Genomic DNA, 22923 nt, shown 5'->3' with positions numbered 1-22923 from the left:
TGGCGCACCTTATAGCGGCAAAGCCTGAGGCGGTAAAAAAGATTTTTTCAATCAGACCGACAGGTTTTTCCCTTGCGTCTCAATCGTCCGAGGTCTTGTGCTTGTACTCGCACAGATCCTCGATTCGGCAGCTGCCGCACTGCGGCTTGCGCGCCTTGCAGACGTAGCGGCCATGCAGGATCAGCCAGTGGTGGGCATCGAGCAGGTACTCCCTGGGCACCAGCCGGAGCAGGCGCCGCTCGACCTCCAGCACGTTCTTGCCGGGCGCGATGTTGGTGCGGTTGGCGACCCGGAAGATGTGCGTGTCGACCGCCATGGTCAGCTGGCGAAACGCGGTGTTGAGCACCACATTGGCCGTCTTGCGGCCGACGCCGGGCAGCGCCTCGAGCGCCTCGCGATTGTCTGGCACCTGGCCGCCGTGCCGCTCGACCAGGATGCGGCAGGTCTCGATGACGTTCTTCGCCTTGCTGCGGTACAGGCCGATGGTCTTGATGTACTGCTCCAGTCCGTCGACGCCCAGGGCGAGGATCGCCTGCGGGGTGTTGGCCACCGGGTAGAGCCTGGCGGTGGCCTTGTTGACGCCGACGTCGGTGGCCTGGGCGGAGAGGATCACCGCGATCAGCAGCTCGAACGGCGTGCTGTAGGCCAGCTCGGTCTTCGGTTCGGGGTTGTCCTCGTGGAAGCGACGGAAGATCTCCCGGCGTTTCTCGGCATTCATCGGCAGGCGACTCCAGGCTGCCGGCGGCGGGCCGCGGAGGCGGCGGCGTGGGGCTTCACTCGATCACCCCGGTCACGCGCACCCGGCGGTTGACCGCCGGCGCGGCCGGCTGGGCGGCGCGGGCGCGTTCGGCCAGGCTGTGGTCGATACGGTTCTTCAGCGCGATCAGCAGGCCCAGCACGATGAAGGCGCCCGGTGGCAGGATCGCCAGCAGGAAGCCCTTGTAGTCGTGCACCAGGGTGATCTGCCAGTCCTCGGCGAGGCTGCCAAGCAGCAGGTCCATGTTGGCCAGCAGGGCGCCGGTGCCGAACAGCTCGCGCGTCGCGCCCAGCACCACCAGCACCAGGCAGAAGCCCAGGCCCATCATCAGGCCGTCGAAGGCGGCGGTCAGCGGCCGGTTCTTCGCGGCGAAGCCGTCGGCGCGGCCGAGGATCACGCAGTTGGTGGTGATCAGCGGGATGAAGATGCCGAGGATCTGGTACAGCTCGTAGGTGAAGGCCTGCATCAACAGCTCGATGCAGGTGGTCAGCGCGGCGATGATCATCACGAAGGCGGGCAGGCGCACCGCGGTGTTGACCACCCCGCGCACCAGCGACACCGCCAGGTTCGAGCAGGTCAGCACGAGCATGGTCGCCAGCCCCAGGCCCAGGGCGTTGACCGTGGAGTTGCTCACGCCGAGCAGGGGGCAGAGGCCGAGCAGCTGCACCAGGCCGGGGTTGTTCTTCCACAGGCCGTTGAGCGCCAGGTCGCGGTATGGGGTGCTCATGGGCGATCCTCCCGGGCGGTGTCCACCGGTTGCTGCGGTTCGAGGGCGCCGGCGGTCCCGGCGCGCGAGTGCCGGGTGGCATCCGTGGCGGAGTCATCGGCGGCTGGTGCGGCCTCTGCCGGGCCGCCGGAGGCGCCGAGCAGCGTCTCGCGATGGGCCGCGAAATACTGCAGGGCGCGGTGCACGGCGCCGACCACGGCGCGCGGGGTGATGGTGGCCCCGGCGAACTGGTCGAACTCGCCGCGATCCTTCTTCACCGCCCAGCCGGCGGCCTGGGGTGCGTCCAGCGACTTGCCGTCGAAGCCACGGATCCAGTCGCTCTTGCTCAGCTCGATGCGATCGCCCAGCCCCGGCGTCTCGCGGTGGCTGAGGGCGCGCACGCCGGCGATCCGGCCGTCGGCATGGATACCGACCAGCAGCTGGATGGCGCCGCTGTAGCCATCGGGTGCGGTGACCTGGAGGATGACCGCGCTGACCTGGCCGTCCTTGCGCGCAAGATAGGCGGTGCGCGGCGCGCGGGTGCCGAGCAGGCGGTCATGCAGCTCGAGGGTGTCGGCCAGCAGGTCGTTGTCGTAGCTGCCGGCCGGCAGGATCTCGCCGAGGGTCCGCACCTGGGCGGCGCGCTCGGCGGCCTGGATGCGCTCCGCGGTGCCCTGCTGCAGGAGCGTCACGGCGCCGACGGTGGCGATGGCGAACAGCCCCAGCACCAGGCTGTTCTTCAGCATCGAGCGGCTGATTTCCGGAAGCATCATGGTCATTCGCCCAGCTTGAAGCCGCGCTCCGGCTTGCGATGGCCGTAGGTGCGCGGACGGGTGTAGTAGTCGATGGTCGGTGCCGCCAGGTTCATCAGCAGCACGGCGAAGGCGACGCCGTCCGGGTAGCCGCCCCAGGCCCGGATCACGTACATCAGCACGCCGACGCCGGCACCGAAGATCAGCCGGCCGAGGTTGCTGGTCGCGCCGCTGACCGGGTCGGTGACGATGAAGAAGGCGCCAAGCATGGTCGCGCCGCTGAGCAGGTGGAACAGCGGCGAGCCGTGGCTGTCCGAACCGCTGCCGTTCCAGAACAGCAGGCTCATCAGGGCCAGCGCGCCGAGCATGCCCGCCGGGGCATGCCAGCTGAAGATGCGCTTGTGCAGCAGGAACAGGCCGCCGGCGAGAAAGGCCAGGTTGACCACTTCCGAGCCGATGCCGCCGAAGTGACCGAACGCCGGGTTGCGCCAGAGTTCGGCCACCGTCAGGCTGTTGTTGATCTTCAGCGCATCGAGCGCGGTGGCCTGGCTCCAGCCATCGGGCAGCGCGCCGGCGCCGAGGATCTGCCGCAGCCCGTCGAGCAGGCCGACGGCGTGCGGTACCGGCCAGCTGGTCATTTCCACCGGAAAGGAGATCAGCACCACCACATAGCCGACCATCGCCGGGTTGAAGGGGTTCTGCCCCAGCCCGCCATAGAGCTGCTTGCCGAGCACGATGGCGCTGGCGACGGCGACCAGGGTCAGCCACCAGGGCGAATAGGGCGGCAGCGCCAGGGCCAGCAGCACCGCCGTCACCAGTGCGCTGCCATCCTGCAGGAAGAATTTCACCGGGCGCTGGCGCAGCCTGAGCAGCGCAGCTTCCAGGCCCAGCGCGGCAGCACTGGCCCAGGCCAGGTTGATCAGCGTGCCGGCACCGTACAGCCAGGTCAGCACGAGCGCGCCCGGCAGCGTGGCGAGCAGCACCAGCAGCATGACGCGTTGCGTTCGGTTGCTCCCCTTGGCGTGAGGCGAGGTGATGCGGGGCAGGGCCATGAATGCTCCGTTGTGTTCGCTGTGCCGGCTGCGCCTGCACATTGCCGGCGGTACCGGCGGTGATCGTTGGGTCTGGGGCGACAGGTCCGCTAGCCGGCCTGTTCGGTCAGCCTCTGCTCGGCCTCGGCCAGTCGCGTGCGTGCCGCCTGCAGGGCGTTCGGATCGGCCTGCTCGTCGCGTTCGAGCTTGCGCAGGTCGGCGCGGGCAAAGGCGAGCTCGGTCTTCAGGGCGCGCAGGGCTTCGTCGACCGGCTGCTTGTCGGTACGGACCAGCTCCGGCGCCGGCTTGGCCGAGGCCTGTTCGGCAGCATGCAGCGCCTGTTCGGCGGCCGCCAGGGCCTCGCCCAGGCGCGCCAGCTCGGCGGCGTCGGCCCCGGCCTTTTCCGCTTTCTTCAGTTCGGCGCGCTTCATGGCCAGTTCGATCTTGGCCTTCTTCAGCGCCTCGTCAGCGGCGGCAGGCTTGGCCGCTGGCGGCGGCGCGCTGGCCAGGTCGCGCTCGGCTGCGGCGAGCTGCTCGCGCAGGCGCGCCAGCTCGGCCTGCTGCTCGGCGTCCGGGGCTTCGATTTTTTCCAGCTTGCGCAGCTGCGCCTTGAGCATGGCGGCCTCGATCTTGGCCTTCTTCAGCGCCTCGTCAGCGGCGGCAGGCTTGGCCGCCGGCAGCGGCGCGCTGGCCAGGTCGCGCTCGGCTGCGGCGAGCTGCTCGCGCAGGCGCGCCAGCTCGGCCTGCTGCTCGGCGTCCGGGGCTTCGATTTTCTCCAGCTTGCGCAGCTGTGCCTTGAGCATCGCCGCTTCGATCTTGGCCTTCTTTTCGGCATCCGGCGTGCTGGCCGGCGCGACAGTCGGCGCCGCGGGCGTGGCCGCCTCCAGGGCGCGCTGGGCCGCTTCGGCGGCTTCGCGCAACTGGGCGACCTGGGCTTCGAGTTCGGCGGTGGCATGGTTGGCGAGCTGCTTCTCGGCCTTCTTCAGGGCGACCTGGGCCATGCTCGCCTCGATCTTCAGGCGCTTCTGCTCGTCGGACAGCGCGCCGGCCCCCGCTGCCTGCGGTGCGGCGGTGTCGCCGGGGCTCGTGCTCGTCTCGCCCTGGGCCGCCTTGGCGCGGGCGGCCTTCTCGGCGCGTGCCTTGCGCTCGGCTTCCTTCTGTTCCTCGGCCTTGCGCAGGCGCTCCTGGCGGGTCTCGAAGCGCTGGCGGGAGTGTTCGGCCTTCTGCTGCTTCTGCTCCAGCTCGCGGATCTCGGCCTTGGCGGCCCGGTAGTACTGCACCAGCGGGATGCTCGACGGGCAGACGTAGGCACAGGCACCGCATTCGATGCAGTCGAACAGGTTGTGGGCGCGCAGCTGGTCGTGCTCCTGGCCCAGGGCGAAGAAGTGCAGCTGCTGCGGCAGCAGCGCGGCCGGGCAGGCTTCGGCACACTCGCCGCAGCGGATGCAGGGCAGCGCCGGCGGTGGCGGCGGCAGCTCTGCGGCGGTGACGGCGAGCAGGCAGTTGGCGGTCTTGACCAGCGGCACCTCGAGCGACGGCAGGCTGAAGCCCATCATCGGGCCGCCCATGATCAGGCGGTCCAGGCGTTCCGGCTGCAAGCCGGCGAAGGCCAGCAGCTCGGCCACCGGCGTGCCGATCAGTGCCTCGACGTTCATCGGCCGGGCCAGGGCTTCGCCGGTGAGGGTGGTGATCCGCGAGATCAGCGGGCGGCCGAGCAGCACCGCGTCATGCACCGCGACACAGGTGCCGACGTTCTGGCAGAGCATGCCGATGTCCGCCGGCAGCCCGCCGCTGGGTACTTCCTCGCCGGTGAGGATCTGGATCAGTTGCTTCTCGCCGCCGGACGGGTACTTGGTGGGGAACACCTTGAGCACGTAGGGACGCTCGCCGAGCGCCTGGCGCACCGCGGCGATGGCCTCGGGCTTGTTGTCCTCGATGCCGATCAGCACTTCGCTCGGCGCGATCAGGTGCGCCAGGATGTCGATGCCGGCGACCAGCGCGGCGGCCCGCTCGCGCATCAGCAGGTCGTCGGCGGTGATGTAGGGCTCGCACTCGGTGCCGTTGATGATCAGCGTGCGGATCTGCTGCGTCGGCCGCGCGGCGAGCTTCACCGCGGTGGGAAAGCCGGCGCCGCCGAGCCCGCTGATGCCAGCCTCGCGGATGAGTTCGAGCAGGGCGGTCGGTTCCAGCACGCGGTAGTCCGCGGTTGGCTGCAGCGTGGTCCATTCATCCAGGCCATCGCTGTCGATGACGATGGCGGTGTTCGGCAACCCGGATGGATGCGGGTAGGGCTGCGGGCCGATGAAGCCGACCACGCCCGAGGTCGGGGCATGCACCGGCGCGCTGACGAAACTGCTCGCCTCGGCGATCTTCTGGCCCTTGAGCACGCGTTGGCCGACGCTCACGCAAGGCTCGGCCGGCGCGCCGAGATGCTGGGCCAGCGGGACGACCAGCCGGGCCGGCAGCGGCGGCTGCTGGACCGGGCCGCGGTTGGACAGCTCCTTGCGCTCCGGCGGATGGATGCCGCCGTGGATGTCCCAGACTTTCAACGCGCTCATGCGGCTTGCTCCCGATCCGTGGCGATGAGCCGAACCGGTGGCGTCGGCAGGTCCCATTTCCAGCTCTGCAGGTCACGGCCGACTTCGAGCATGTCGATGCAGTCCACCGGGCAGGGCTCGACGCAGAGGTCGCAGCCGGTGCACTCGGAGACGATCACCGTGTGCATCTGCCGCGCGGCGCCGACGATGGCATCCACCGGGCAGGCCTGGATGCACTTGGTACAACCGATGCATTCGGCTTCACGGATGAAGGCGACCATCTGCGGCTTCTCGCCGCCCTCGGCATCCAGCGGTTCGGGCTCGACATCCAGCAGGTCGGCCAGCGCCTGGATGGTGGCCTCGCCGCCGGGTGGGCATTTGTTGATCTTGTCGCCGGCGGCGATCGCCTCGGCGTAGGGCTTGCAGCCCGGGTAGCCGCACTGGCCGCACTGGGTCTGCGGCAGCAGGGCGTTGACCTGTTCGGCGATGGGGTCGCCCTCGACCCGGAAGCGCACCGCGGCAAAGCCGAGGATGGCGCCGCAGGCCAGGCACAGCAGCAGGAGGGCGAGTACCGCGACCAGGACCAGGCTCATAGCTTGATCAGCCCGGTGAAGCCCATGAACGCCAGGGACATGAGCCCGGCGGTGATCATGCCGATGGCCGGGCCCTGGAAGGACTTCGGCACGTCGGCGATGGCGATCCGCTCGCGCATCGCGGCGAACAGCACCAGCACCAGCGAAAAGCCGAGGCCGGCGGCGAAGCCGTTGGCAGTGGCGGTGATGAAGGTGAATTCGCTCTTGTTGGCGTTGAGCAGGGCCACGCCGAGGACGATGCAGTTGGTGGTGATCAGCGGCAGGAAGATGCCGAGTACGCGGTAGAGCAGGGGGCTGGTCTTGTTGACCACCATCTCGGTGAACTGCACCACCACGGCGATGACCAGGATGAAGCTGATGGTGCGCAGGAATTCGAGTTCCAGCGGCGCCAGCACGTAGCGCTGCACCAGGTAGCTGCACATCGCCGCCAGGGTGAGCACGAAGGTGGTGGCCAGCGACAGGCCGATGGCGGTCTCGATCTTCTTCGACACGCCCATGAAGGGGCACAGTCCGAGGAACTGCACCAGCACGAAGTTGTTGACCAGAATGGCGCTAACCATGATCAGGGCGAGTTCGGTCATCGAGGTTTCCGTCGCGATCGGCAGGAGCCATGGGGTAAAGGGCGGCTATTATCGGGAAGCGCCGCCGGCGGTACAAGCCGCGGCCGGCTGCCGCAGCGAAGCCGGCATGCGGCCGGTCGTCCGATCTGCGCTCGCCGCCGGCGGCACTGTGGTCATATGAAGCGGTCCTCAGCCTCGGCGGCACGGAGGTGTCCGATGAAAACGATCCTGCTGGTGGCGGCGCTGTCTCTCGCGCTGGGCGCCGGGATGGCGCAGGCGCAATGGCGCGGCGGCGTGTTCGTCTACGATCCGCAGGCGCCGTTCGCCTACGGTGCGCGGGACTATCGCTACGATCCGCGCAGCCCCTACCCACCGCCACGCGACTACCGCCCCGGCCTGCCGCCGCGCTATGACGGCCGGCTGCCGCCGCGCTACTACGAGCGGCACATGCCGGGGCGCGACGAGCGCTACTGGCGGCATGCCGAGCGCTTCCCGCCGCACCGCCCGGCGCCGCCCGGGCAGTGGCGGCCCGAGCGGCCGCACGAGCGTCACTGGCAGCAGCGCCCGCCGGTGCGGGACTACCGCACGCTGCAGCGGCGCTACGAGGGCGGTGGTCATTACCCGCGCCACTGGCGCTGAGCCGCGGCGCGGCGACGCATGGGGCTAGCGATTGCGCCAGCGTGGCTGGCGTTTCTCCAGGAAGGCGTGGATGCCCTCGCGGGTGTCCTCGGCATCGAACAGCTGCAGGAAGGCTTCCCGCTCGGCCGCCCGGAAGGTGTCCGGCAGGCGTCTGCGGGCGCCGTCGATCAGCGGCTTGATCGCCCGTATCGCCACCGGGCTTTGCTGCGCGGCGCGGGCCGCCAGTAGCAGCGCGTGGCCGCGGGATTCGCCGCTGGCGCAGGTCTGCTCGACCAGGCCGATGCGCAGCGCGGTATCGGCGCGGATGCGTTCGGCACAGAGGATCATGCGCTTGGCCCAGCCTTCGCCGACCAGCCAGGCCAGCGCCTGGGTGCCGCCGGCGCAGGGTAGCAGGCCGACCGCGGCTTCCGGCAGGCCCAGCTCGGCGTGCTCTTCGACGATGCGCAGGTCGCAGGCCAGGGCACATTCCAGCCCGCCGCCGAGGGCGAAGCCGTTGATCGCGGCGATGGAGACGCCGCGGAAGTCGCGCAGCGCCTCGAAGGCCTCGCCGAAGCGCCGCGCCATTTCCTGGGCCCGGGCATGGTCGCCGTCGGCGAACAGGTTGAGGTCGGCACCGGCGCTGAAGAAGCGCTCGCCCTGGCCGGTGATGACCAGCGCATAGATATCATCGTCGCGGTCGAGGTGCTCGACCACCTGCTTGAGGCCGATCAGCGAATCCCGGTCCCAGGTGTTGGCCGGCGGATGGTTGATGGTGATCAGGGCGGTATGGCCGTGCTTCTCGACGGTCAGCTTGTGGGTGACATCGAAAAAACCGGACTGATAGGGCTCGAGGTCTGTACGCATCTGCTGGCTCTCCACAACGCAGGCCGACGGCGGCCTTGCCGGTTGGTCTGACAGACGCAGGAGGACGAGGTGCCCGCTGTGACCGGGGCGGCAGCCGCGCTGCGCGCCCCGGCCCGTGTCACTGGAGCCTGTTCGGCTGGTTGCCGGCGCGGCGTTCCTCCTGCCATTCGGCAAGTGTAGGCGCTGCCAGCTCGCCACTCAGGCGATGGACGATTTCGAAGTAGTCCTGCTTGAAGTGGTCCTTGAGCACTTCCTCGCGCGGCTTGACCTTCACCGCGTACACCGTCTGGATGTTCTGGTGGTCGAAGGTGCGCCACTGCTGCTCGCCCTTGAGCAGGCTGTAGCGATGGCCTTCCAGTGCCGCGATCACCGGTTCGCTGGCGATGCTGCGCGCGCGGGTGGCGGCGTCGGCCCACTGGTAGACGATGCTGTAGGCCGAGGCGGCCGAGCTGGAGGGGTGGGTCTGGTAGCGTTCGTCGAAGTTCTTCACGAAGGCCTGCCCGGCGGCCGAACCTTCGATCTCCGGCACGCGCCAGGTCCAGGGCTCGGTGCCGAGCACGCCGCGCATGATGTCCGGGCCGGCCAGCTCGACCATGCTCTGGGTCAGGTTGGGCACGGCGATCTGCAGGTTCTTGTTCAGGCCCAGTTGGTCGGCAATCCGCATGGCGCGCACCATGTCCTCGCCGAACAGCACCAGCACCAGGACTTCGGCGCCGCTGTCGCGGGCCTTTTCCAGCGCCGCGCGGTACTGCGACAGGCGCGCGCCGGGGAAGGGCGTCTTGACGCCCGGGTGCCTGGCCTGGTCCTGGGTGCCGGTGGCCTGGCGCAGCGAGCTCTCGCTGGTGTGGCCCCAGGTGTAGTCGCTGGTGATATAGAAGTAGCGCTTGCCCGGCAGCTGTTCGTTGAGGTATTGGCCGAGCACGCGGGCGCTCATCCAGGCGTTGTTGCACTCGCGGAACATGTAGCGGTGGCCGTCCTTGCCGGTGGTGTCGTTGGAATAGGTCAGCGTGCCGAAATAGAGCAGGCCGCGCTCCTTGGCGCGCTTGCTGGCGGCGATGGCGACCGCGCTGGACACGCCGCCGAAGAGCATGGCGGCACCGTCGTCGGCCATCTTGTCGACGTTGGCCACGGCCTTCTCCGGGCGCGAGGCGGTATTGCGGCTGATCAGCTGCAGCGGCCGGCCGAGCACGCCACCACGGGCATTGATCTCGTCGACCGCCATCAGCGCGCCGCGCATCTGGGCGAGCCCTTCTTCCTTGTAGCTGCCAGTGCGCGGGTAGTTGAGGCCCAGGGTGATCGGATCGGCGGCCTGGGCAGCGACACAGAATCCTAGCGTCAGCGCGAGGAGGGTAGTCCGTTTCATTGCAGTTCCTTGCGGTGCTAATTGTTATTGGTTGTTGGCAGACGGTTTTTTACTCTGCGGTCGTTCGGGCGTCATCTGTTATCCAGCCAGCCCGGATCGCGCCCATTCGCGAATGTGACCGAGGCGTCATTTTGCCTGCGCCTGGCCCGCAATTCGTTGCTGCGCAGCAAGCCCGGCGCGGGTTGCACCAGGCGCTTCGCATTGACAGGCTTCGCCGGCTTTATTTAGGGTCTGCGGCCCGCACGCCCCAGGTGACTCCATGACGCAGGACGACCGCATCAAGCTCGAACCCAGCTGGAAGCAAGCGCTGCGCGAGGAATTCGAGCAGCCCTACATGCAGGAGTTGTCGGCCTTTCTGCGCCAGGAGAAGGCGGCCGGCAAGGTGATCTACCCACCGGGGCCGATGATCTTCAACGCGCTGAACTCCACGCCGCTGGACCAGGTGAAGGTGGTGATCCTCGGCCAGGACCCCTATCACGGACCGGGCCAGGCGCACGGCCTGTGCTTTTCGGTGCAGCCGGGCGTGGCGCCGCCGCCGTCGTTGCAGAACATCTTCAAGGAACTCAAGCGCGATCTGAACCTGCCGATGCCGCAGCACGGCTACCTGCAGCGCTGGGCCGAGCAGGGTGTGCTGCTGCTCAATACCTCGCTGACGGTCGAGCAGGGCCAGGCGGGCTCGCATGCCAAGGCAGGCTGGCAGCGCTTCACCGACCGGGTGATCGAGGTGGTGGCCGAGCGCAGGCCGCACCTGGTGTTCCTGCTCTGGGGCGCGCATGCGCAGAGCAAGGTGAAGCTGATCGACCCGACCCGGCACCTGTTGCTCAAATCGGTGCACCCCTCGCCGCTCTCGGCCCACCGGGGCTTCATCGGCAACGGCCATTTCAGCCGGGCCAACCAGTTCCTCCGCCAGCACGGCATGCAGCCGATCGACTGGGCGCTGCCGCCGCTGGCCTAGGCGACCTGCAGGTCAGGGCGGCAGGCCGCGATCGGCCTCAGTCCTCGTCGGCGTACTTGCCCTGCAGTTGCTTGGCTTCCTGCAGGTGCGCTTCGAGCGTCGGCAGCTGGGTGTCGGCGAACTGCTTGAGCCCGGCATTCTTGCCGTCTTCCAGATACTCGCGGTAGAGGTCGATGGTCTGCTCGTGGGCGACTACCTGGTTGTTGGCGTAGGCTTCGTCGAAGTCGTCGCCGTCGCGCAGTTGCAGGATCAGCGCCTTGGCCTTGTTCATCAGGGTGACGTCGTCCGACAGCGGCAGCTTCTCCGCCTTGGCCAGTTGTGCCAGTTCCTGGCGGGACTTGCTGTGGTCATCGAGCATGCGCTGGGCGAACGCACGGATGTCGTCGGCCTTGCTCTTTTCCAGTGCCATGCGCGCGGTTTCGATCTCGGCCATGCCATTGGCCGAAGCCTGGTCGACGAAGTCGTCGCCCGGTGCGGCGAGGGCCAGGTTGGCGGCAACACCGAGCAGCACGGCGAGGGCTGCGCGGCGGTAGGTTCTCGAAGTAGGAATCATCGACGTTCTCCTGCATTGACCAGATGGCTCCGGCTGCTTGGCAGGGCGCCGGAGATTCAGGCAAGGAGCCTTCCTCAGGTCTGACTGGATCGGTCGGGGTGCGTTCAGGGGATGCGGCCGAGCGGTCGTTACCGTTCGGCCGCAATGGCACGGCCTACTGCAGCATGCTCATGGCGGCGTCCATGGCGACCGAAAGGTCTTCGTCGTCGTGCAGCAGCGTGCTCGGGTCGAGGCCCAGCTTGGCGAATGCCCGGACCTGCTGCCAGTCCAGCTGGGTATAGGGATGGTTGCTTCCCAGGTAGCTCTGCAGGGTGGCCACCTGGACGATGTCGGCGTAGTCGAGGGTCGTCGAGTCGCGAGCGAAGTCGGAGTACTGGCGGGGGACCGCGGCGATCGGTTCGCGGAAGTCCCAGGCACGCAGGATGCGCTCGCCCAGCAGCGGGTGGATCTTCTCGATGACGTGGTTGAGGCTGATGGAGTCGGCCATCAGCGCGCCGTGCTCCTCGGCGTAGGTGAGGATCGGCAGCACGCCGATCTGGTGCACCAGGCCGGCCAGCGTCGCCTGGTCCGGCATCAGGCGGGTGTAGTGCCGGCACAGCACGTGGCTGATGGCGGCCACCTCGGTGCTCTTGTTCCAGACTTCGCGCATCTTGCGGTCGACCACGTCGGTGGTGGCCTGGAACATCTGCTCCATGGCAAGCCCGGTGGCCAGGTTGCAGGTGTAGTTGATGCCGAGCCGGCCGATGGCCGTCTGCAGGTCGTTGATCTCGCGGTTGGTGCGCAGCAGCGGGCTGTTGACCACCTTGATGATGCGCGCGGTGAGCGCGGCATCGTTGCCGATCACCTTGCCCAGCTCGGCGACGCCGATGTCCGGGTCTTCCGCGGCTTCGCGCACGCGCAGGGCGACCTCGGGGAGGGTCGGCAATACCAGTTCGTCGTTCTCGATCGCTTGCAGCAGATCGCGCTGGACTTTCTCGGCGAGGGTGCTCATTTCGTTCCTTGTGGCGTGATGGCTGGTGCGGGCGGCCCGGCGGGCTTCAGCGCTTGATTTCCTGGTCCGGGTTGAGGCTGTAGGGAAGCGTCAGCAGGCTGAGCGGAATACCGTCCGGCGAGCCGAGGTAGAGGCGTCCGTCGGCGGCAGCGTCTTCCTGCAGCACCGCCAGCATCTCGATGCCCGCCTCGGCCGGCGCGGCCAGCACCACTTCGCCGACGCTCGATCCGTGGACCGGCGAGAACAGCTCCACGCCAGGGCTCGGCAGGTCGCTCGCCGGGGCCTCGGCGGCGAGCCGGAAGAGGCGGCGCTTGAGCTTGCCCAGGTACTGCATGCGGGCGACGATCTCCTGGCCGGTGTAGCAGCCCTTCTTGAAGCTGACGCCGCCAAGCGCCTGCAGGTTGATCATCTGCGGAATGAACAGCTCGGCAGTGGTGCCGAATACCTGGCCGATGCCGGCACGGACCTGGGCGAGCAGCCAGCGCTCGAGCGGCGCCTGCGGCAGCCGGGCCTGCAGCAGTTGCAGCAGCTGCTCGTCCGGCGTGGGCGCCCAGAGTTCGGCGCGGCCGTCGGGCAGGCGGATGGCCAGGCGCGAGTCGCTGCGCGCGACGCTGTCGGCGGCCGGCGGCAGCGTCAGGCCGAGCTCGTTGAGCAGTTCGTCCGCCGCGTTGAGGCCGAAGCGCGCCCAGGCGGCGCTTTCGTCGAGCAGGCGCGATTTGGAGAACACGGCGTACTTGCCGAGGTTGTCCCGCTGCGGTTGCAGCAGCTCCTTCGTCATGGCCAGCAGGTAGCCGTCCTCGTGCGGCAGGATGCGGAAGCTCGACTGCATGCGGCCCTTGGGCGTGCAGCGCGCGCCCAAGCTGGAGGTGCTCTCGTCGAGATAGTCCAGGTTGCAGGTCAGCTGGCCCTGGAGGAACTTGCCGGCGTCGGGGCCGCGCACGGCAAGCACGCCCTCATGCGACAGCGGGCAGAAATAGGCGGCATCGGTCATGGTCGGTCCCGTTTCAATGCGAGCCGCCATCATAGCAAGCCGGGCCGAAAAAACGGTGGCAAAGCGGACTGCGTCGTATGGAGCCTGCCGCTGCGCCGACGCGCTCGCTATACTGGCGGCCTTCTTTCAAGGAGCCGTTGCATGGCCGATCAAACCGAACTCAATCGCCTTTTCTGGCACAGCCGCCGCGGTATGCTCGAGCTGGACGTTCTGCTGGTGCCCTTCGTCAAGGAGGTCTACCCGAGCCTCGATGCGGAGGACCAGCGGCGCTATCGCAAGCTCCTCGAATGCGAGGATCAGGACATGTTCGGTTGGTTCATGGAGCGCGAGGAGCCCGAGGACGAGGACCTGCGGCGCATGGTCCGCATGATCCTCGATCGTGTCCAGCCCAAGTAATCCCCCGTTCGAGTGCCACTGGCAGCCATCCCGCCGGCTGTCATGGTGCTATGCGCTGGCCTGGGGGCTGGCCGTGCTGGGCCTGCTGCTCAGCGCCGCGCCGGGCTGGCTGAAGGGGTTCGTGACCCTTGGCTGTATGCTGCACGCTTGGTGGGTGGTGCCGCGCGCGCTGTGGCTGGTGCATCCCGACAGTTGGCGTGGCTTGCGCCTGGATGCCGATGGCTGGCAGCTGTGGAGCCCGCGGCGCGGCTGGCAGGCGGTGCAGCTGCTGCCCGACAGCCTGGCGTTACCGGCGCTGGTCGTGCTGCGTGTACGCGTGCCTGGCCAGCGCTTTGCTTCCGGCCTGTGCATCCCGGCCGACAGCCTGCCGAAGGAGGTCCACCGGCAGCTGCGGGTAAGGCTGAAGTTCAGTCGCCATAGGTGGGCGGTACCAGGATAGTGTCCGCGGCATCGGGCAGCTGTTCGGGGTAGTCCAGCGTGTAGTGCAGCCCGCGGCTTTCCTTGCGCTGCATCGCCGAACGGATCATTAGCTCGGCCACCAGGGCGAGGTTGCGCAGTTCGAGCAGGTCGCGGCTGACCTTGTAGTTGGAGTAGAACTCGTCGATCTCGTCGAGCAGCAGCTTCACCCGGTGCTGGGCGCGCATCAGGCGCTTGCTGGTGCGCACGATACCCACGTAGTCCCACATGAAACGCCGCAGCTCGTCCCAGTTGTGCGCGATGATGACGTCCTCGTCCGAGTCGGTGACCTGGCTGGCATCCCAGGCCGGCAGCCCTTCGGGCAGCGGTACCTGGGCCAGGTTGCGCAGGATGTCGTCGGCCGCCGAGCGGCCGTAGACGAAGCATTCGAGCAGCGAGTTGCTGGCCATGCGGTTGGCGCCGTGCAGGCCGGTGAAGCTGGTCTCGCCGATGGCGTAGAGGTTCGGAATGTCGGTGCGGCCAGCTTCGTCGACCACCACGCCGCCGCAGGTATAGTGCGCGGCCGGGACCACCGGGATGGCCTGGCGGGTGATGTCGATGCCGAAGGCCAGGCAGCGTTCGTAGACGGTGGGGAAGTGGCTCTTGATGAAGTCGGCAGGCTGGTGGCTGATGTCCAGGTAGACGCAGTCGATACCCAGGCGCTTCATCTCGTGGTCGATGGCGCGGGCCACCACGTCGCGCGGTGCGAGTTCGGCGCGGGCATCGAAGCGCGGCATGAAGCGTTCGCCATTCGGCAGCTTGAGCAGGGCGCCTTCGCCGCGCAGGGCTTCGGTGACCAGGAAGCTCTTGGCCTGCGGGTGATACAAGCAGGTCGGATGGAACTGGTTGAACTCCAGGTTGCCGACCCGGCAGCCGGCGCGCCAGGCCATGGCGATGCCGTCGCCGCAGGCGCTGTCCGGGTTGCTGGTATAGAGGTAAACCTTCGCCGCACCACCGGTGGCCAGCACCACGAAGCGCGCCTGGAAGGTGTCCACCTCGCCGCTGCTGCGATCGAGCACGTAGGCGCCCAGGCAGCGCCGGCCGGGCAGGCCGAGCTTGTGTTCGGTGATCAGGTCGACGGCGACCCGCTGCTCGAGCAGTTCGATATTGTGCCGGGCCTGGGCGCGTGCCAGCAGCGTGCGGAAGATCGCTGCGCCGGTGGCGTCGGCGGCGTGGATGATGCGTCGATGGCTGTGGCCGCCTTCGCGGGTGAGGTGGAACTCGAAACCGCCGTCCTCGCGGTCGGGTGCGTCGTCGCGGGTGAAGGGCACGCCCTGCTCGATGAGCCAGTCGATCGCGTCACGGCTGTGCTCGACGGTGAAGCGCACGGCATCCTCGTGACACAGGCCGCCGCCGGCAATGAGGGTGTCGGCGACATGGGACTCCACGGTGTCGGTGGTATCGAGCACGGCAGCTACGCCGCCCTGGGCCCAGTAGGTCGAGCCGTTGGACAGGTCGCCCTTGCTCAGCACGGCGATGCGCAGCGACTCGGGCAGATTGAGGGCGAGGGTCAGGCCGGCCGCACCGCTGCCAATCACCAGTACGTCGTATTGAAAATGCTGGCTCATCTCGGATTCCGCGAAGAAGTCGCTCGGTAGTATATAGAGCGCGCCATGCGGCAAAATACCCGGGGTGGGATTAATCTTCGGCTTCGTGGAACTTTTTTTGCAGGCGTGCGATCAATAGATGCTTGAGAACACTCGCTAAGCATGCGAGGCGTTGCAGTAGGCGCCAGAAAACATGCCTGGATATGGTGAAGACCATAGCGCAGCTGTCGCCAAGGTATCGCAGGAAAGCTTGCTAGGAAGGGGGAGAACTTTTGCGTAAAGCCCGGGTCTATTCTGGCAGGTCGGTTCGCTGGTCGGCGCGACACGTCCTCGGTATGGAGGCGCGTCTATGTTGACCCAGGAGCAGGACCAGCAGTTGGTCGAGCGCGTTCAGCAAGGTGACAAGCGAGCGTTCGATCTGCTGGTGATGAAGTATCAGCACAAGATCCTCGGGTTGATCGTGCGCTTCGTGCACGACTCCCATGAGGCGCAGGATGTGGCGCAGGAAGCGTTCATCAAGGCCTATCGCGCGCTGAGTAATTTCCGCGGCGACAGTGCTTTCTACACCTGGCTGTACCGCATCGCCATCAATACGGCGAAGAATCATCTGGTGGCGCGTGGCAGGCGTCCGCCGGATAGTGATGTCAGTTCCGAGGATGCCGAGTTCTACGAGGGTGATCACGCCCTGAAGGATATCGAGTCGCCGGAACGGTCGCTGCTCAGGGATGAGATTGAAGACACCGTCCATCGGACCATTCAGCAGTTGCCGGAAGATTTGCGCACCGCCTTAACATTGCGTGAATTCGACGGTCTCAGCTACGAAGACATTGCAAGCGTGATGCAGTGTCCGGTTGGAACGGTGCGCTCCCGGATCTTCCGGGCGCGAGAAGCCATCGATAAGTCGTTGCAACCCTTGTTGCATGAATCCTGAGACAGCGGCGACAGCCAAGAGAGGAACCGCCATGAGTCGTGAAGCCCTGCATGAATCGCTGTCCGCGGTGATGGATAACGAAGCGGACGAACTGGAATTGCGTCGCGTGCTAGCCGCAAGCGACGACCAAGACGTACGTGCCACTTGGTCCCGTTATCAGATCGCCCGTGCCGCGATGCACAGGGAACTGCTTGTGCCCCAGCTGGATATCTCGGCGGCGGTCTCGGCGGCGATTGCCGAAGAGGCGGCACCGGTCGCTCCGGCGCGGGCCGGTTCCGGCTGGCGCAGCCTGGGACGCCTGGCGGTGGCGGCCTCGGTAACCGTGGCTGTGCTGGCAGGCGTGCGTTTGTACAATCAGCACGATGCCGTCGCGCCTCAGCTCGCCCAGGAGGCAGCGCAGCCGTCGATCGCCGTGCCGCAGGCCAGCCAGGGCCCGGCCGTATTGGCTGGCTACAGCGAAGGCCAGAAGGACGTGCAGGCGCAGGCCGGCGCGGAATCGGCCCCCATCGAGCGCTGGCATGAGGAGCGACTGCCGTCCTATGTGCGCCAGCACGCTCAGCAGGCCGCATTCGGCAGCGGTTCGGACAGTGCTCTGCCTTACGCCCGCGCGGCCAGCATGGAAGAACATAAATAGGGAGAAACATGCGCGCACTGCCGCTATGTGTAGTACTCGGAGGCTGGCTCTCGATGCCGGCCTTCGCTGCAGATGCCGAGACCTGGATGAACAACCTCGCCAAGGCGGGGCAGAGTCATAGCTATTCCGGAACCTTCGTCTATGGACGGGACGGTAGCTTTTCCAGTCATGCGCTGTGGCATCGGGTAGAAGGGAAGGCCGTCCGCGAGCGACTGCTCCAGCTCGACGGGCCTGCGGTCGAAGTACTCCGCGTCGACGGCCGCGTCGAGTGCTCCACGGAGGCATTCGCTCGTGATACCGAGGGTCGCGGTTGGCAGGATACGAACTTCGATGCCAAGGCGCTTTCGCAATGGTACGAGTACCGCCTGATCGGCGACTCGCGCGTTGCCGATCGTCCCACGGTGGCCATCGCCGTGCTGGCACGTGACCAGCATCGCTACAGCTTCGAGCTGCATCTGGATCGCGAGACCGGCTTTGCGGTGAAGTCGCTGATGCTCAGCGAGAAGGGGCAGCTGCTCGAGCGCTTGCAGTTTACGAGTTTCGAGGTCGGGACGATCGCGCCGACCGATCTGCAGCCGCGCGGCGAATGCAAAGCGCTCGAAGTGCCGCAGCTGCAGAAGCAGGCCGCCACCTGGCGTGCCGATTGGCTGCCGCCGGGGTTCCGCCTGCTGGACTCCAGCCTGGCCGCGGGCGATTCGAAGGCACCGGTTACCTTCCTTTCCTACGGCGATGGCCTGGCGCGTTTCTCCGTCTTCATCGAGCCCCTGCAGGGCGAGCAGGTGCATGACGCGCGCAGCCAGATGGGGCCCACCGTGATCGTCTCGAAGCGCATCAGTGCCGCCGGCGGTGACGTGATGGTGACGGTGGTGGGCGAAGTGCCCCTGGGCACCGCCGAGCGGGTCGCCCTCTCGGTTCGGGACGACGCCGAGAAAGCCGGGCAATGATCGAAGAGCAGGGGCGCGTCGTTGGGCTGGAGAGCGGCGCCGTCTGGGTCCAGACCCAGCCCCAGGGCACCTGCTCCGGTTGTGCGGCCAGAAGCGGCTGCGGCCAGGGCCTGATGGATGGCCTGGGGCTGAGCGGCCGGCGCGGCCTGACCCGGGCGGCGACCGATCTCCAGTTGCAGGTCGGTGACAGCGTGGTCATCGGCATTTCCGAAAGCGCGCTGCTGCGCAGCACGCTGCTCGTTTACCTCCTTCCGCTGCTGCTTCTGCTGGTCGGCGCGCTGCTGGCTCAGGCAATGGGCCTCGGCGAGCCCTTCGTCATTCTCGGCGGCCTGGCCGGGTTCGCCTGCGCCTGGTTGTGGGTGCGTCGACAGGGCCGGCGCCTGGCGGCGAGCGCCGACATGCAGCCGGTGGTCCTGCGGGCTCTGCTCGGCCAGTCGACCTGCGTGAAGTTTGGTCTGGAAGAGGGCAGGCCCTAGATGTCGAGCCGTAGAACCGGCATCGTCGCGTTCGCGGCGATGCTGCTGTGGGGGCAGGCGCTGCTGGCCCAGGCCCGGTTGCCGGACTTCACACCGCTGGTTGAAAGTGCCTCGCCTGCGGTGGTCAACATCAGTACCAAGCAGAAGGCTCCCGCCCGGGGCGCGATTGCGCAGTTGTCCGAACTCGAAGGGCTGCCTCCAATCTTTCGTGAATTCTTCGAGCGCGGCTTGCCCGGCACGCCCGCTCCCCATGGGCAGCGCGAGGCCCAGTCGCTGGGCTCGGGCTTCATCATTTCCGCCGATGGCTACGTGCTGACCAACAATCACGTCGTGGCGGAGGCGGACGAGATCATCGTGCGCCTGCCCGATCGCAGCGAGCTCGAGGCCCGGCTGGTCGGCGCCGATCCACGTACCGACGTGGCGGTGCTCAAGATCCAGGGCGAGCGCCTGCCCACCGTCCGGCTGGGGCGCTCCAGCGAGCTGAAGGTCGGCGAATGGGTGCTGGCGATCGGCTCGCCCTTCGGCTTCGACCACACGGTGACGGCCGGCATCGTCAGTGCCACCGGGCGCAACCTGCCCAACGAGAGCTATGTGCCGTTCATCCAGACCGATGTTGCGATCAACCCCGGAAATTCGGGCGGCCCGTTGTTCAACCTGGCGGGCGAGGTGGTTGGTATCAACTCGCAGATATTCACCCGCTCCGGTGGCTTCATGGGCTTGTCGTTCGCGATTCCCATCGACGTGGCGATGGATGTCGCCGAGCAGTTGCGCAGCGATGGCAAGGTCAACCGTGGCTGGCTCGGGGTGGTGATCCAGGAGATCAACCGTGACCTGGCGGAGTCCTTCGGCCTGCAGCGACCTGCCGGCGCCCTCGTGGCGCAGGTGCTGGATGGCGGGCCGGCTGCCAGGGGCGGCTTGCGCGTAGGTGACGTGATCCTCAGCCTCGACGGCAAGCCGATCAATATGTCGGCGGACCTGCCGCACCTGGTGGGCGCGATCCGACCGGGCGCGACGGTGCGGCTGGAAGTGGTCCGCGAGGGTGAGCGCCGGGCGCTGAAGGTGCGCATCGGAGCCATGCCGGAAGAAGGCGATGCCCTGGTGGCGGGCGATGGCGGGGCGCAGGGCGACAACCGCCTGGGCGCGAAGGTCGCCGAGCTGAGTGCCGAGCAGAAGCGCAGCCTCGACCTGCAGGGCGGCGTGGTGATCAGCGAGGTGCTCAATGGCCCGGCCGCGATGATCGGGCTGCGCCCCGGCGACGTGATTACCCATCTCAACAACCAGGCGATCGACTCGGTGCGTACGTTCGCGCGGGTGGCCAGGCAGCTGCCGAAGAATCGCTCGGTGTCCATGCGCGTGCTGCGCCAGGGGCGCGCCAGCTTCATCACCTTCAAGCTGGCCGACTGAGCGCCCGTCGGGCGGCGTCAGGGTCGCCCGTCGTGGGCGCCCCAGGCGCGTGGCGCTCGATAGCTCGATCGGTTAAACTCCGCGGCTATTTTTGCGGGCTACCGGCCTGCGACATCTATCGAGTGTTGAGCTGTGAGTGACCTGAGTCATATCCGCAATTTCTCCATCATCGCCCATATCGACCACGGCAAGTCGACCCTGGCCGACCGCTTCATCCAGATCTGCGGAGGCCTCTCCGATCGCGAGATGGAAGCGCAGGTGCTGGACTCCATGGACCTGGAGCGCGAGCGCGGCATCACCATCAAGGCGCACAGCGTGACCCTGCACTACAACGCGCAGGACGGCCGCACCTACCAGCTCAACTTCATCGACACGCCCGGGCACGTCGACTTCACCTACGAGGTCAGCCGTTCGCTGGCCGCCTGTGAAGGCGCGATCCTGGTGGTTGACGCCGGCCAGGGCGTGGAGGCGCAGTCGGTCGCCAACTGCTACACCGCCATCGAGCAGGGCCTGGAAGTGATGCCCGTGCTGAACAAGATGGACCTGCCCCAGGCCGAGCCGGAGCGGGTCAAGGAAGAGATCGAGCACATCATCGGCATCGACGCTACCGACGCGGTGCCCTGCAGCGCCAAGAGCGGCATGGGCGTGGTCGATGTGCTCGAGCGGCTGGTCCGGGTCATCCCGGCCCCGGAAGGCGAGATCGAGGCGCCGCTGCAGGCGCTAATCATCGACTCCTGGTTCGACAACTACCTGGGCGTGGTCTCGCTGGTGCGCGTCAAGCACGGCCGGGTGAAGAAGGGCGACAAGATCCTCGTCAAGTCCACCGGCAAGCTGCACCAGGTCGACAGCGTCGGCGTGTTCACTCCCAAGCACACCGCGACCGAGGACCTGAAGGCCGGCGAAGTGGGCTTCATCATCGCCGGAATCAAGGACATCCATGGCGCCCCGGTGGGCGACACCCTGACCCTGTCCAACACCCCGGACGTGGAGATGCTGCCGGGTTTCCAGCGCATCAAGCCGCAGGTCTACGCCGGCCTGTTCCCGGTCAGTTCGGACGACTTCGAGGACTTCCGCGAGGCGCTGCAGAAGCTGACGCTCAACGATGCGGCGCTGCAGTTCGAGCCGGAGAGTTCCGACGCCCTGGGCTTCGGCTTCCGCATCGGCTTCCTCGGCATGCTGCACATGGAGATCATCCAAGAGCGCCTCGAGCGCGAATACGACCTGGACCTGATCACGACGGCGCCCACCGTGGTCTACGAGGTGGTGCTGAAGAACGGCGACACCGTCTATGTCGACAACCCGTCCAAGCTGCCGGACCTGGCCTCCATCGGCGAGATGCGCGAGCCGATCGTGCAGGCCAACATCCTCGTTCCGCAGGATCACCTGGGCAACGTCATCGCGCTGTGCATCGAGAAGCGCGGCGTGCAGCGCGACATGCAGTTCCTCGGCTCGCAGGTGCAGGTGCGCTACGACCTGCCGATGAGCGAGGTGGTGCTGGACTTCTTCGACCGCCTGAAGTCGGTGAGCCGTGGCTACGCCTCGCTGGACTACAGCTTCGATCGCTTCCAGACCGCCAACCTGATCAAGCTCGACGTGCTGATCAACGGCGAGAAGGTCGACGCCCTGGCGCTGATCGTGCACCGCGACAACGCGCACTACAAAGGTCGCCAGCTGACCGAGAAGATGAAGGAGCTGATCCCCCGGCAGATGTTCGACGTGGCCATCCAGGCGGCCATCGGCGGGCAGGTCGTCGCGCGGACCACGGTCAAGGCGCTGCGCAAGAACGTCCTGGCGAAATGCTACGGCGGCGACGTCAGCCGCAAGCGCAAGCTGCTCGAGAAGCAGAAGGCGGGCAAGAAGCGCATGAAACAGGTCGGTAGCGTTGAAATCCCGCAGGAGGCCTTCCTCGCGGTGCTCAAGGTAGATAGCTGATATGTCGATCAATTTTCCGCTGCTGCTGGTCGTCGCCGTGCTGGTGTCGGGGCTCCTGGCACTGAGCGACCTGCTCTACTTCGCACCGCGGCGGCGTGCCGCCATCGCCAGCTACCAGGGGCGTACCGGCCAGGCCGACGCACAGACCCTCGAGGCGCTCGGTCGCGAGCCGGTGCTGATCGAGTACGGCAAGTCGTTCTTCCCGGTGCTGGCCATCGTGCTGGTGCTGCGCTCGTTCCTCGTCGAGCCGTTCCAGATCCCGTCCGGCTCGATGAAGCCGACCCTCGAGGTCGGCGATTTCATCCTCGTCAACAAGTTCGCCTACGGCATTCGCCTGCCGGTGATCGACACCAAGATCATCGAGGTGAGCGACCCGCAGCGCGGCGATGTGATGGTGTTCCGCTATCCCAGCGACCCCAACATCAACTACATCAAGCGCGTGGTCGGCCTGCCGGGCGACGTGATCCGCTACAGCAGCGACCGTCGGCTGTTCGTCAACGACCAGCCGGTGGCCGAGGCGCTGATCGGCGAGGAGCCGGGCAGCCTGGGTAGCGCCGTGCTCTATCGCGAAAAGCTGGGCGACGTCGAGCACGTCATCCGCAAGGAGATGGGGCGCTATCGCATCGAGCCCAGCCGCCAGTGGACGGTACCCGCCGGCCACTACTTCATGATGGGCGACAACCGCGACAACTCCAACGACAGCCGCTACTGGCAGGACGACTCGATCGCGCCAGAGCTGGTGGGCATGGTCCCGGACCGCAATATCGTCGGCAAGGCGTTCGCGGTGTGGATGAGCTGGCCCGATCCGAAGTTCAGCAACCTGCCGAATTTCTCCCGCGTGGGCCTGATTCACTGAGGCTGTGAAATGCCGCCGATGACGCAGCGGCGGGGCTCGCTATAGTTGATAGGCCCCGCTGGGTGGGTATCGAGAC

24 protein-coding genes are annotated in these 22923 nt (G+C 67.2%); 11 read left to right on the top strand and 13 right to left on the bottom strand.

What is annotated here, in order from left to right; all coding sequences use genetic code 11:
* Positions 1 to 79: 79 nt before the first annotated feature.
* The 7 genes from nth to rsxA all read right to left on the bottom strand — a co-directional run bounded on the left by nth (position 80) and on the right by rsxA (position 6957).
* Positions 80 to 718: an endonuclease III gene (gene nth / locus L3N39_RS14785; protein ID WP_237258214.1), complete on the bottom strand. Its 639-nt coding sequence runs from the start codon at positions 716 to 718 to the stop codon at positions 80 to 82.
* Positions 719 to 773: 55 nt separating this feature from the next.
* Complete coding sequence (locus tag L3N39_RS14780) at positions 774 to 1484, bottom strand: electron transport complex subunit E (RefSeq protein WP_237258213.1); 711 nt, start codon at positions 1482 to 1484, stop codon at positions 774 to 776.
* The gene (gene rsxG, locus L3N39_RS14775) at positions 1481 to 2236 is read right to left on the bottom strand and encodes an electron transport complex subunit RsxG (RefSeq protein WP_237258273.1); all 756 of its coding nucleotides are present in this window, start codon (positions 2234 to 2236) and stop codon (positions 1481 to 1483) included. The genes L3N39_RS14780 and rsxG overlap by 4 nt, the downstream gene beginning before the upstream one ends.
* A 2-nt stretch (positions 2237 to 2238) precedes the next feature.
* Positions 2239 to 3267 (bottom strand): RnfABCDGE type electron transport complex subunit D, encoded by a 1029-nt coding sequence (locus L3N39_RS14770; protein ID WP_237258212.1) that lies wholly within the window; start codon positions 3265 to 3267, stop codon positions 2239 to 2241.
* A gap of 89 nt (positions 3268 to 3356) precedes the next feature.
* Entirely contained in the window at positions 3357 to 5804 is a 2448-nt protein-coding gene (rsxC, locus tag L3N39_RS14765) for an electron transport complex subunit RsxC (RefSeq protein ID WP_237258211.1), read from the bottom strand.
* Positions 5801 to 6376: an electron transport complex subunit RsxB gene (gene rsxB / locus L3N39_RS14760; RefSeq protein ID WP_237258210.1), complete on the bottom strand. Its 576-nt coding sequence runs from the start codon at positions 6374 to 6376 to the stop codon at positions 5801 to 5803. The genes rsxC and rsxB overlap by 4 nt, the downstream gene beginning before the upstream one ends.
* On the bottom strand, positions 6373 to 6957 hold the full coding sequence (gene rsxA, locus L3N39_RS14755) for an electron transport complex subunit RsxA (protein ID WP_237258209.1): 585 nt from the start codon (positions 6955 to 6957) through the stop codon (positions 6373 to 6375). Before rsxA ends, rsxB begins: the two co-directional genes overlap by 4 nt.
* A 195-nt stretch (positions 6958 to 7152) precedes the next feature.
* Here rsxA and L3N39_RS14750 point away from each other — a divergent pair, with 195 nt between their 5' ends.
* A complete protein-coding gene (locus tag L3N39_RS14750; RefSeq protein WP_237258208.1) occupies positions 7153 to 7575 on the top strand; it encodes a hypothetical protein in 423 nt (140 codons plus the stop codon).
* A 24-nt stretch (positions 7576 to 7599) separates the two neighbouring features.
* Here the strand turns inward: L3N39_RS14750 and L3N39_RS14745 are convergent, their stop codons facing one another.
* Positions 7600 to 8418, bottom strand: a complete 819-nt coding sequence (locus L3N39_RS14745) for an enoyl-CoA hydratase (RefSeq protein ID WP_237258207.1) — start codon at positions 8416 to 8418, stop codon at positions 7600 to 7602.
* 118 nt (positions 8419 to 8536) lie between these two features.
* The gene (locus tag L3N39_RS14740) at positions 8537 to 9781 is read right to left on the bottom strand and encodes an ABC transporter substrate-binding protein (protein WP_237258206.1); all 1245 of its coding nucleotides are present in this window, start codon (positions 9779 to 9781) and stop codon (positions 8537 to 8539) included.
* Positions 9782 to 10040: 259 nt separating this feature from the next.
* Here L3N39_RS14740 and ung point away from each other — a divergent pair, with 259 nt between their 5' ends.
* Positions 10041 to 10736 (top strand): uracil-DNA glycosylase, encoded by a 696-nt coding sequence (gene ung / locus L3N39_RS14735; protein WP_237258205.1) that lies wholly within the window; start codon positions 10041 to 10043, stop codon positions 10734 to 10736.
* A gap of 37 nt (positions 10737 to 10773) precedes the next feature.
* Here the strand turns inward: ung and L3N39_RS14730 are convergent, their stop codons facing one another.
* From L3N39_RS14730 to L3N39_RS14720, 3 genes are all read right to left on the bottom strand, one after another.
* On the bottom strand, positions 10774 to 11289 hold the full coding sequence (locus L3N39_RS14730) for a DUF4142 domain-containing protein (RefSeq protein ID WP_237258204.1): 516 nt from the start codon (positions 11287 to 11289) through the stop codon (positions 10774 to 10776).
* Positions 11290 to 11443: 154 nt separating this feature from the next.
* Entirely contained in the window at positions 11444 to 12280 is an 837-nt protein-coding gene (locus L3N39_RS14725; protein WP_237258203.1) for an HDOD domain-containing protein, read from the bottom strand.
* A 46-nt stretch (positions 12281 to 12326) separates the two neighbouring features.
* Entirely contained in the window at positions 12327 to 13271 is a 945-nt protein-coding gene (locus L3N39_RS14720; protein WP_237258202.1) for a CAF17-like 4Fe-4S cluster assembly/insertion protein YgfZ, read from the bottom strand.
* A 141-nt stretch (positions 13272 to 13412) separates the two neighbouring features.
* Here L3N39_RS14720 and L3N39_RS14715 point away from each other — a divergent pair, with 141 nt between their 5' ends.
* Complete coding sequence (locus tag L3N39_RS14715; protein WP_237258201.1) at positions 13413 to 13667, top strand: FAD assembly factor SdhE; 255 nt, start codon at positions 13413 to 13415, stop codon at positions 13665 to 13667.
* Positions 13651 to 14106, top strand: a complete 456-nt coding sequence (locus L3N39_RS14710; RefSeq protein ID WP_237258200.1) for a protein YgfX — start codon at positions 13651 to 13653, stop codon at positions 14104 to 14106. Before L3N39_RS14715 ends, L3N39_RS14710 begins: the two co-directional genes overlap by 17 nt.
* Here the strand turns inward: L3N39_RS14710 and nadB are convergent.
* Positions 14075 to 15691, bottom strand: coding sequence for an L-aspartate oxidase (nadB, locus tag L3N39_RS14705; RefSeq protein ID WP_237258199.1), 1617 nt, complete (start codon positions 15689 to 15691; stop codon positions 14075 to 14077). The genes L3N39_RS14710 and nadB overlap by 32 nt on opposite strands.
* Before the next feature lie 328 nt (positions 15692 to 16019).
* Between nadB and rpoE the strand changes: the two genes are divergently transcribed.
* From rpoE to lepB, 7 genes are all read left to right on the top strand, one after another.
* Positions 16020 to 16601 (top strand): RNA polymerase sigma factor RpoE/AlgU, encoded by a 582-nt coding sequence (gene rpoE, locus L3N39_RS14700; protein ID WP_237258198.1) that lies wholly within the window; start codon positions 16020 to 16022, stop codon positions 16599 to 16601.
* Between the two features lie 31 nt (positions 16602 to 16632).
* On the top strand, positions 16633 to 17235 hold the full coding sequence (locus L3N39_RS14695; protein ID WP_237258197.1) for an RseA family anti-sigma factor: 603 nt from the start codon (positions 16633 to 16635) through the stop codon (positions 17233 to 17235).
* Between the two features lie 8 nt (positions 17236 to 17243).
* On the top strand, positions 17244 to 18179 hold the full coding sequence (locus tag L3N39_RS14690) for a MucB/RseB C-terminal domain-containing protein (RefSeq protein ID WP_237258196.1): 936 nt from the start codon (positions 17244 to 17246) through the stop codon (positions 18177 to 18179).
* Positions 18176 to 18655, top strand: coding sequence for a SoxR reducing system RseC family protein (locus L3N39_RS14685; RefSeq protein ID WP_237258195.1), 480 nt, complete (start codon positions 18176 to 18178; stop codon positions 18653 to 18655). Before L3N39_RS14690 ends, L3N39_RS14685 begins: the two co-directional genes overlap by 4 nt.
* A 39-nt stretch (positions 18656 to 18694) precedes the next feature.
* A complete protein-coding gene (locus L3N39_RS14680; RefSeq protein WP_431978034.1) occupies positions 18695 to 20059 on the top strand; it encodes a DegQ family serine endoprotease in 1365 nt (454 codons plus the stop codon).
* Positions 20060 to 20191: 132 nt separating this feature from the next.
* Positions 20192 to 21991, top strand: a complete 1800-nt coding sequence (gene lepA, locus L3N39_RS14675) for a translation elongation factor 4 (RefSeq protein ID WP_237258193.1) — start codon at positions 20192 to 20194, stop codon at positions 21989 to 21991.
* A 1-nt stretch (position 21992) separates the two neighbouring features.
* Positions 21993 to 22847, top strand: coding sequence for a signal peptidase I (gene lepB, locus L3N39_RS14670; RefSeq protein WP_237258192.1), 855 nt, complete (start codon positions 21993 to 21995; stop codon positions 22845 to 22847).
* Positions 22848 to 22923 lie beyond the last annotated feature (76 nt).

Origin of the sequence: Pseudomonas oligotrophica, from assembly GCF_021726475.1 — a bacterium.
Taxonomy (GTDB): Bacteria; Pseudomonadota; Gammaproteobacteria; order Pseudomonadales; family Pseudomonadaceae; genus Stutzerimonas; species Stutzerimonas oligotrophica.
This window is presented reverse-complemented; position numbering and strand designations above follow the sequence as displayed.

What these genes read in the sequence shown, in the direction of transcription:
- rsxB (WP_237258210.1), bottom strand. Translation starts at nt 6,376, where the DNA reads ATGAGCCTGGTCCTGGTCGCGGTACTCGCCCTCCTGCTGCTGTGCCTG.
- rpoE (WP_237258198.1), top strand. Translation starts at nt 16,020, where the DNA reads ATGTTGACCCAGGAGCAGGACCAGCAGTTGGTCGAGCGCGTTCAGCAA.
- L3N39_RS14745 (WP_237258207.1), bottom strand. Translation starts at nt 8,418, where the DNA reads ATGCGTACAGACCTCGAGCCCTATCAGTCCGGTTTTTTCGATGTCACC.
- nth (WP_237258214.1), bottom strand. Translation starts at nt 718, where the DNA reads ATGAATGCCGAGAAACGCCGGGAGATCTTCCGTCGCTTCCACGAGGAC.
- L3N39_RS14740 (WP_237258206.1), bottom strand. Translation starts at nt 9,781, where the DNA reads ATGAAACGGACTACCCTCCTCGCGCTGACGCTAGGATTCTGTGTCGCT.
- ung (WP_237258205.1), top strand. Translation starts at nt 10,041, where the DNA reads ATGACGCAGGACGACCGCATCAAGCTCGAACCCAGCTGGAAGCAAGCG.
- rsxA (WP_237258209.1), bottom strand. Translation starts at nt 6,957, where the DNA reads ATGACCGAACTCGCCCTGATCATGGTTAGCGCCATTCTGGTCAACAAC.
- lepB (WP_237258192.1), top strand. Translation starts at nt 21,993, where the DNA reads ATGTCGATCAATTTTCCGCTGCTGCTGGTCGTCGCCGTGCTGGTGTCG.
- rsxC (WP_237258211.1), bottom strand. Translation starts at nt 5,804, where the DNA reads ATGAGCGCGTTGAAAGTCTGGGACATCCACGGCGGCATCCATCCGCCG.
- L3N39_RS14725 (WP_237258203.1), bottom strand. Translation starts at nt 12,280, where the DNA reads ATGAGCACCCTCGCCGAGAAAGTCCAGCGCGATCTGCTGCAAGCGATC.
- rsxG (WP_237258273.1), bottom strand. Translation starts at nt 2,236, where the DNA reads ATGATGCTTCCGGAAATCAGCCGCTCGATGCTGAAGAACAGCCTGGTG.
- L3N39_RS14730 (WP_237258204.1), bottom strand. Translation starts at nt 11,289, where the DNA reads ATGATTCCTACTTCGAGAACCTACCGCCGCGCAGCCCTCGCCGTGCTG.
- L3N39_RS14750 (WP_237258208.1), top strand. Translation starts at nt 7,153, where the DNA reads ATGAAAACGATCCTGCTGGTGGCGGCGCTGTCTCTCGCGCTGGGCGCC.
- L3N39_RS14720 (WP_237258202.1), bottom strand. Translation starts at nt 13,271, where the DNA reads ATGACCGATGCCGCCTATTTCTGCCCGCTGTCGCATGAGGGCGTGCTT.
- L3N39_RS14715 (WP_237258201.1), top strand. Translation starts at nt 13,413, where the DNA reads ATGGCCGATCAAACCGAACTCAATCGCCTTTTCTGGCACAGCCGCCGC.
- nadB (WP_237258199.1), bottom strand. Translation starts at nt 15,691, where the DNA reads ATGAGCCAGCATTTTCAATACGACGTACTGGTGATTGGCAGCGGTGCG.
- L3N39_RS14770 (WP_237258212.1), bottom strand. Translation starts at nt 3,267, where the DNA reads ATGGCCCTGCCCCGCATCACCTCGCCTCACGCCAAGGGGAGCAACCGA.
- L3N39_RS14780 (WP_237258213.1), bottom strand. Translation starts at nt 1,484, where the DNA reads ATGAGCACCCCATACCGCGACCTGGCGCTCAACGGCCTGTGGAAGAAC.
- L3N39_RS14695 (WP_237258197.1), top strand. Translation starts at nt 16,633, where the DNA reads ATGAGTCGTGAAGCCCTGCATGAATCGCTGTCCGCGGTGATGGATAAC.
- L3N39_RS14685 (WP_237258195.1), top strand. Translation starts at nt 18,176, where the DNA reads ATGATCGAAGAGCAGGGGCGCGTCGTTGGGCTGGAGAGCGGCGCCGTC.
- L3N39_RS14680 (WP_431978034.1), top strand. Translation starts at nt 18,695, where the DNA reads ATGCTGCTGTGGGGGCAGGCGCTGCTGGCCCAGGCCCGGTTGCCGGAC.
- L3N39_RS14690 (WP_237258196.1), top strand. Translation starts at nt 17,244, where the DNA reads ATGCGCGCACTGCCGCTATGTGTAGTACTCGGAGGCTGGCTCTCGATG.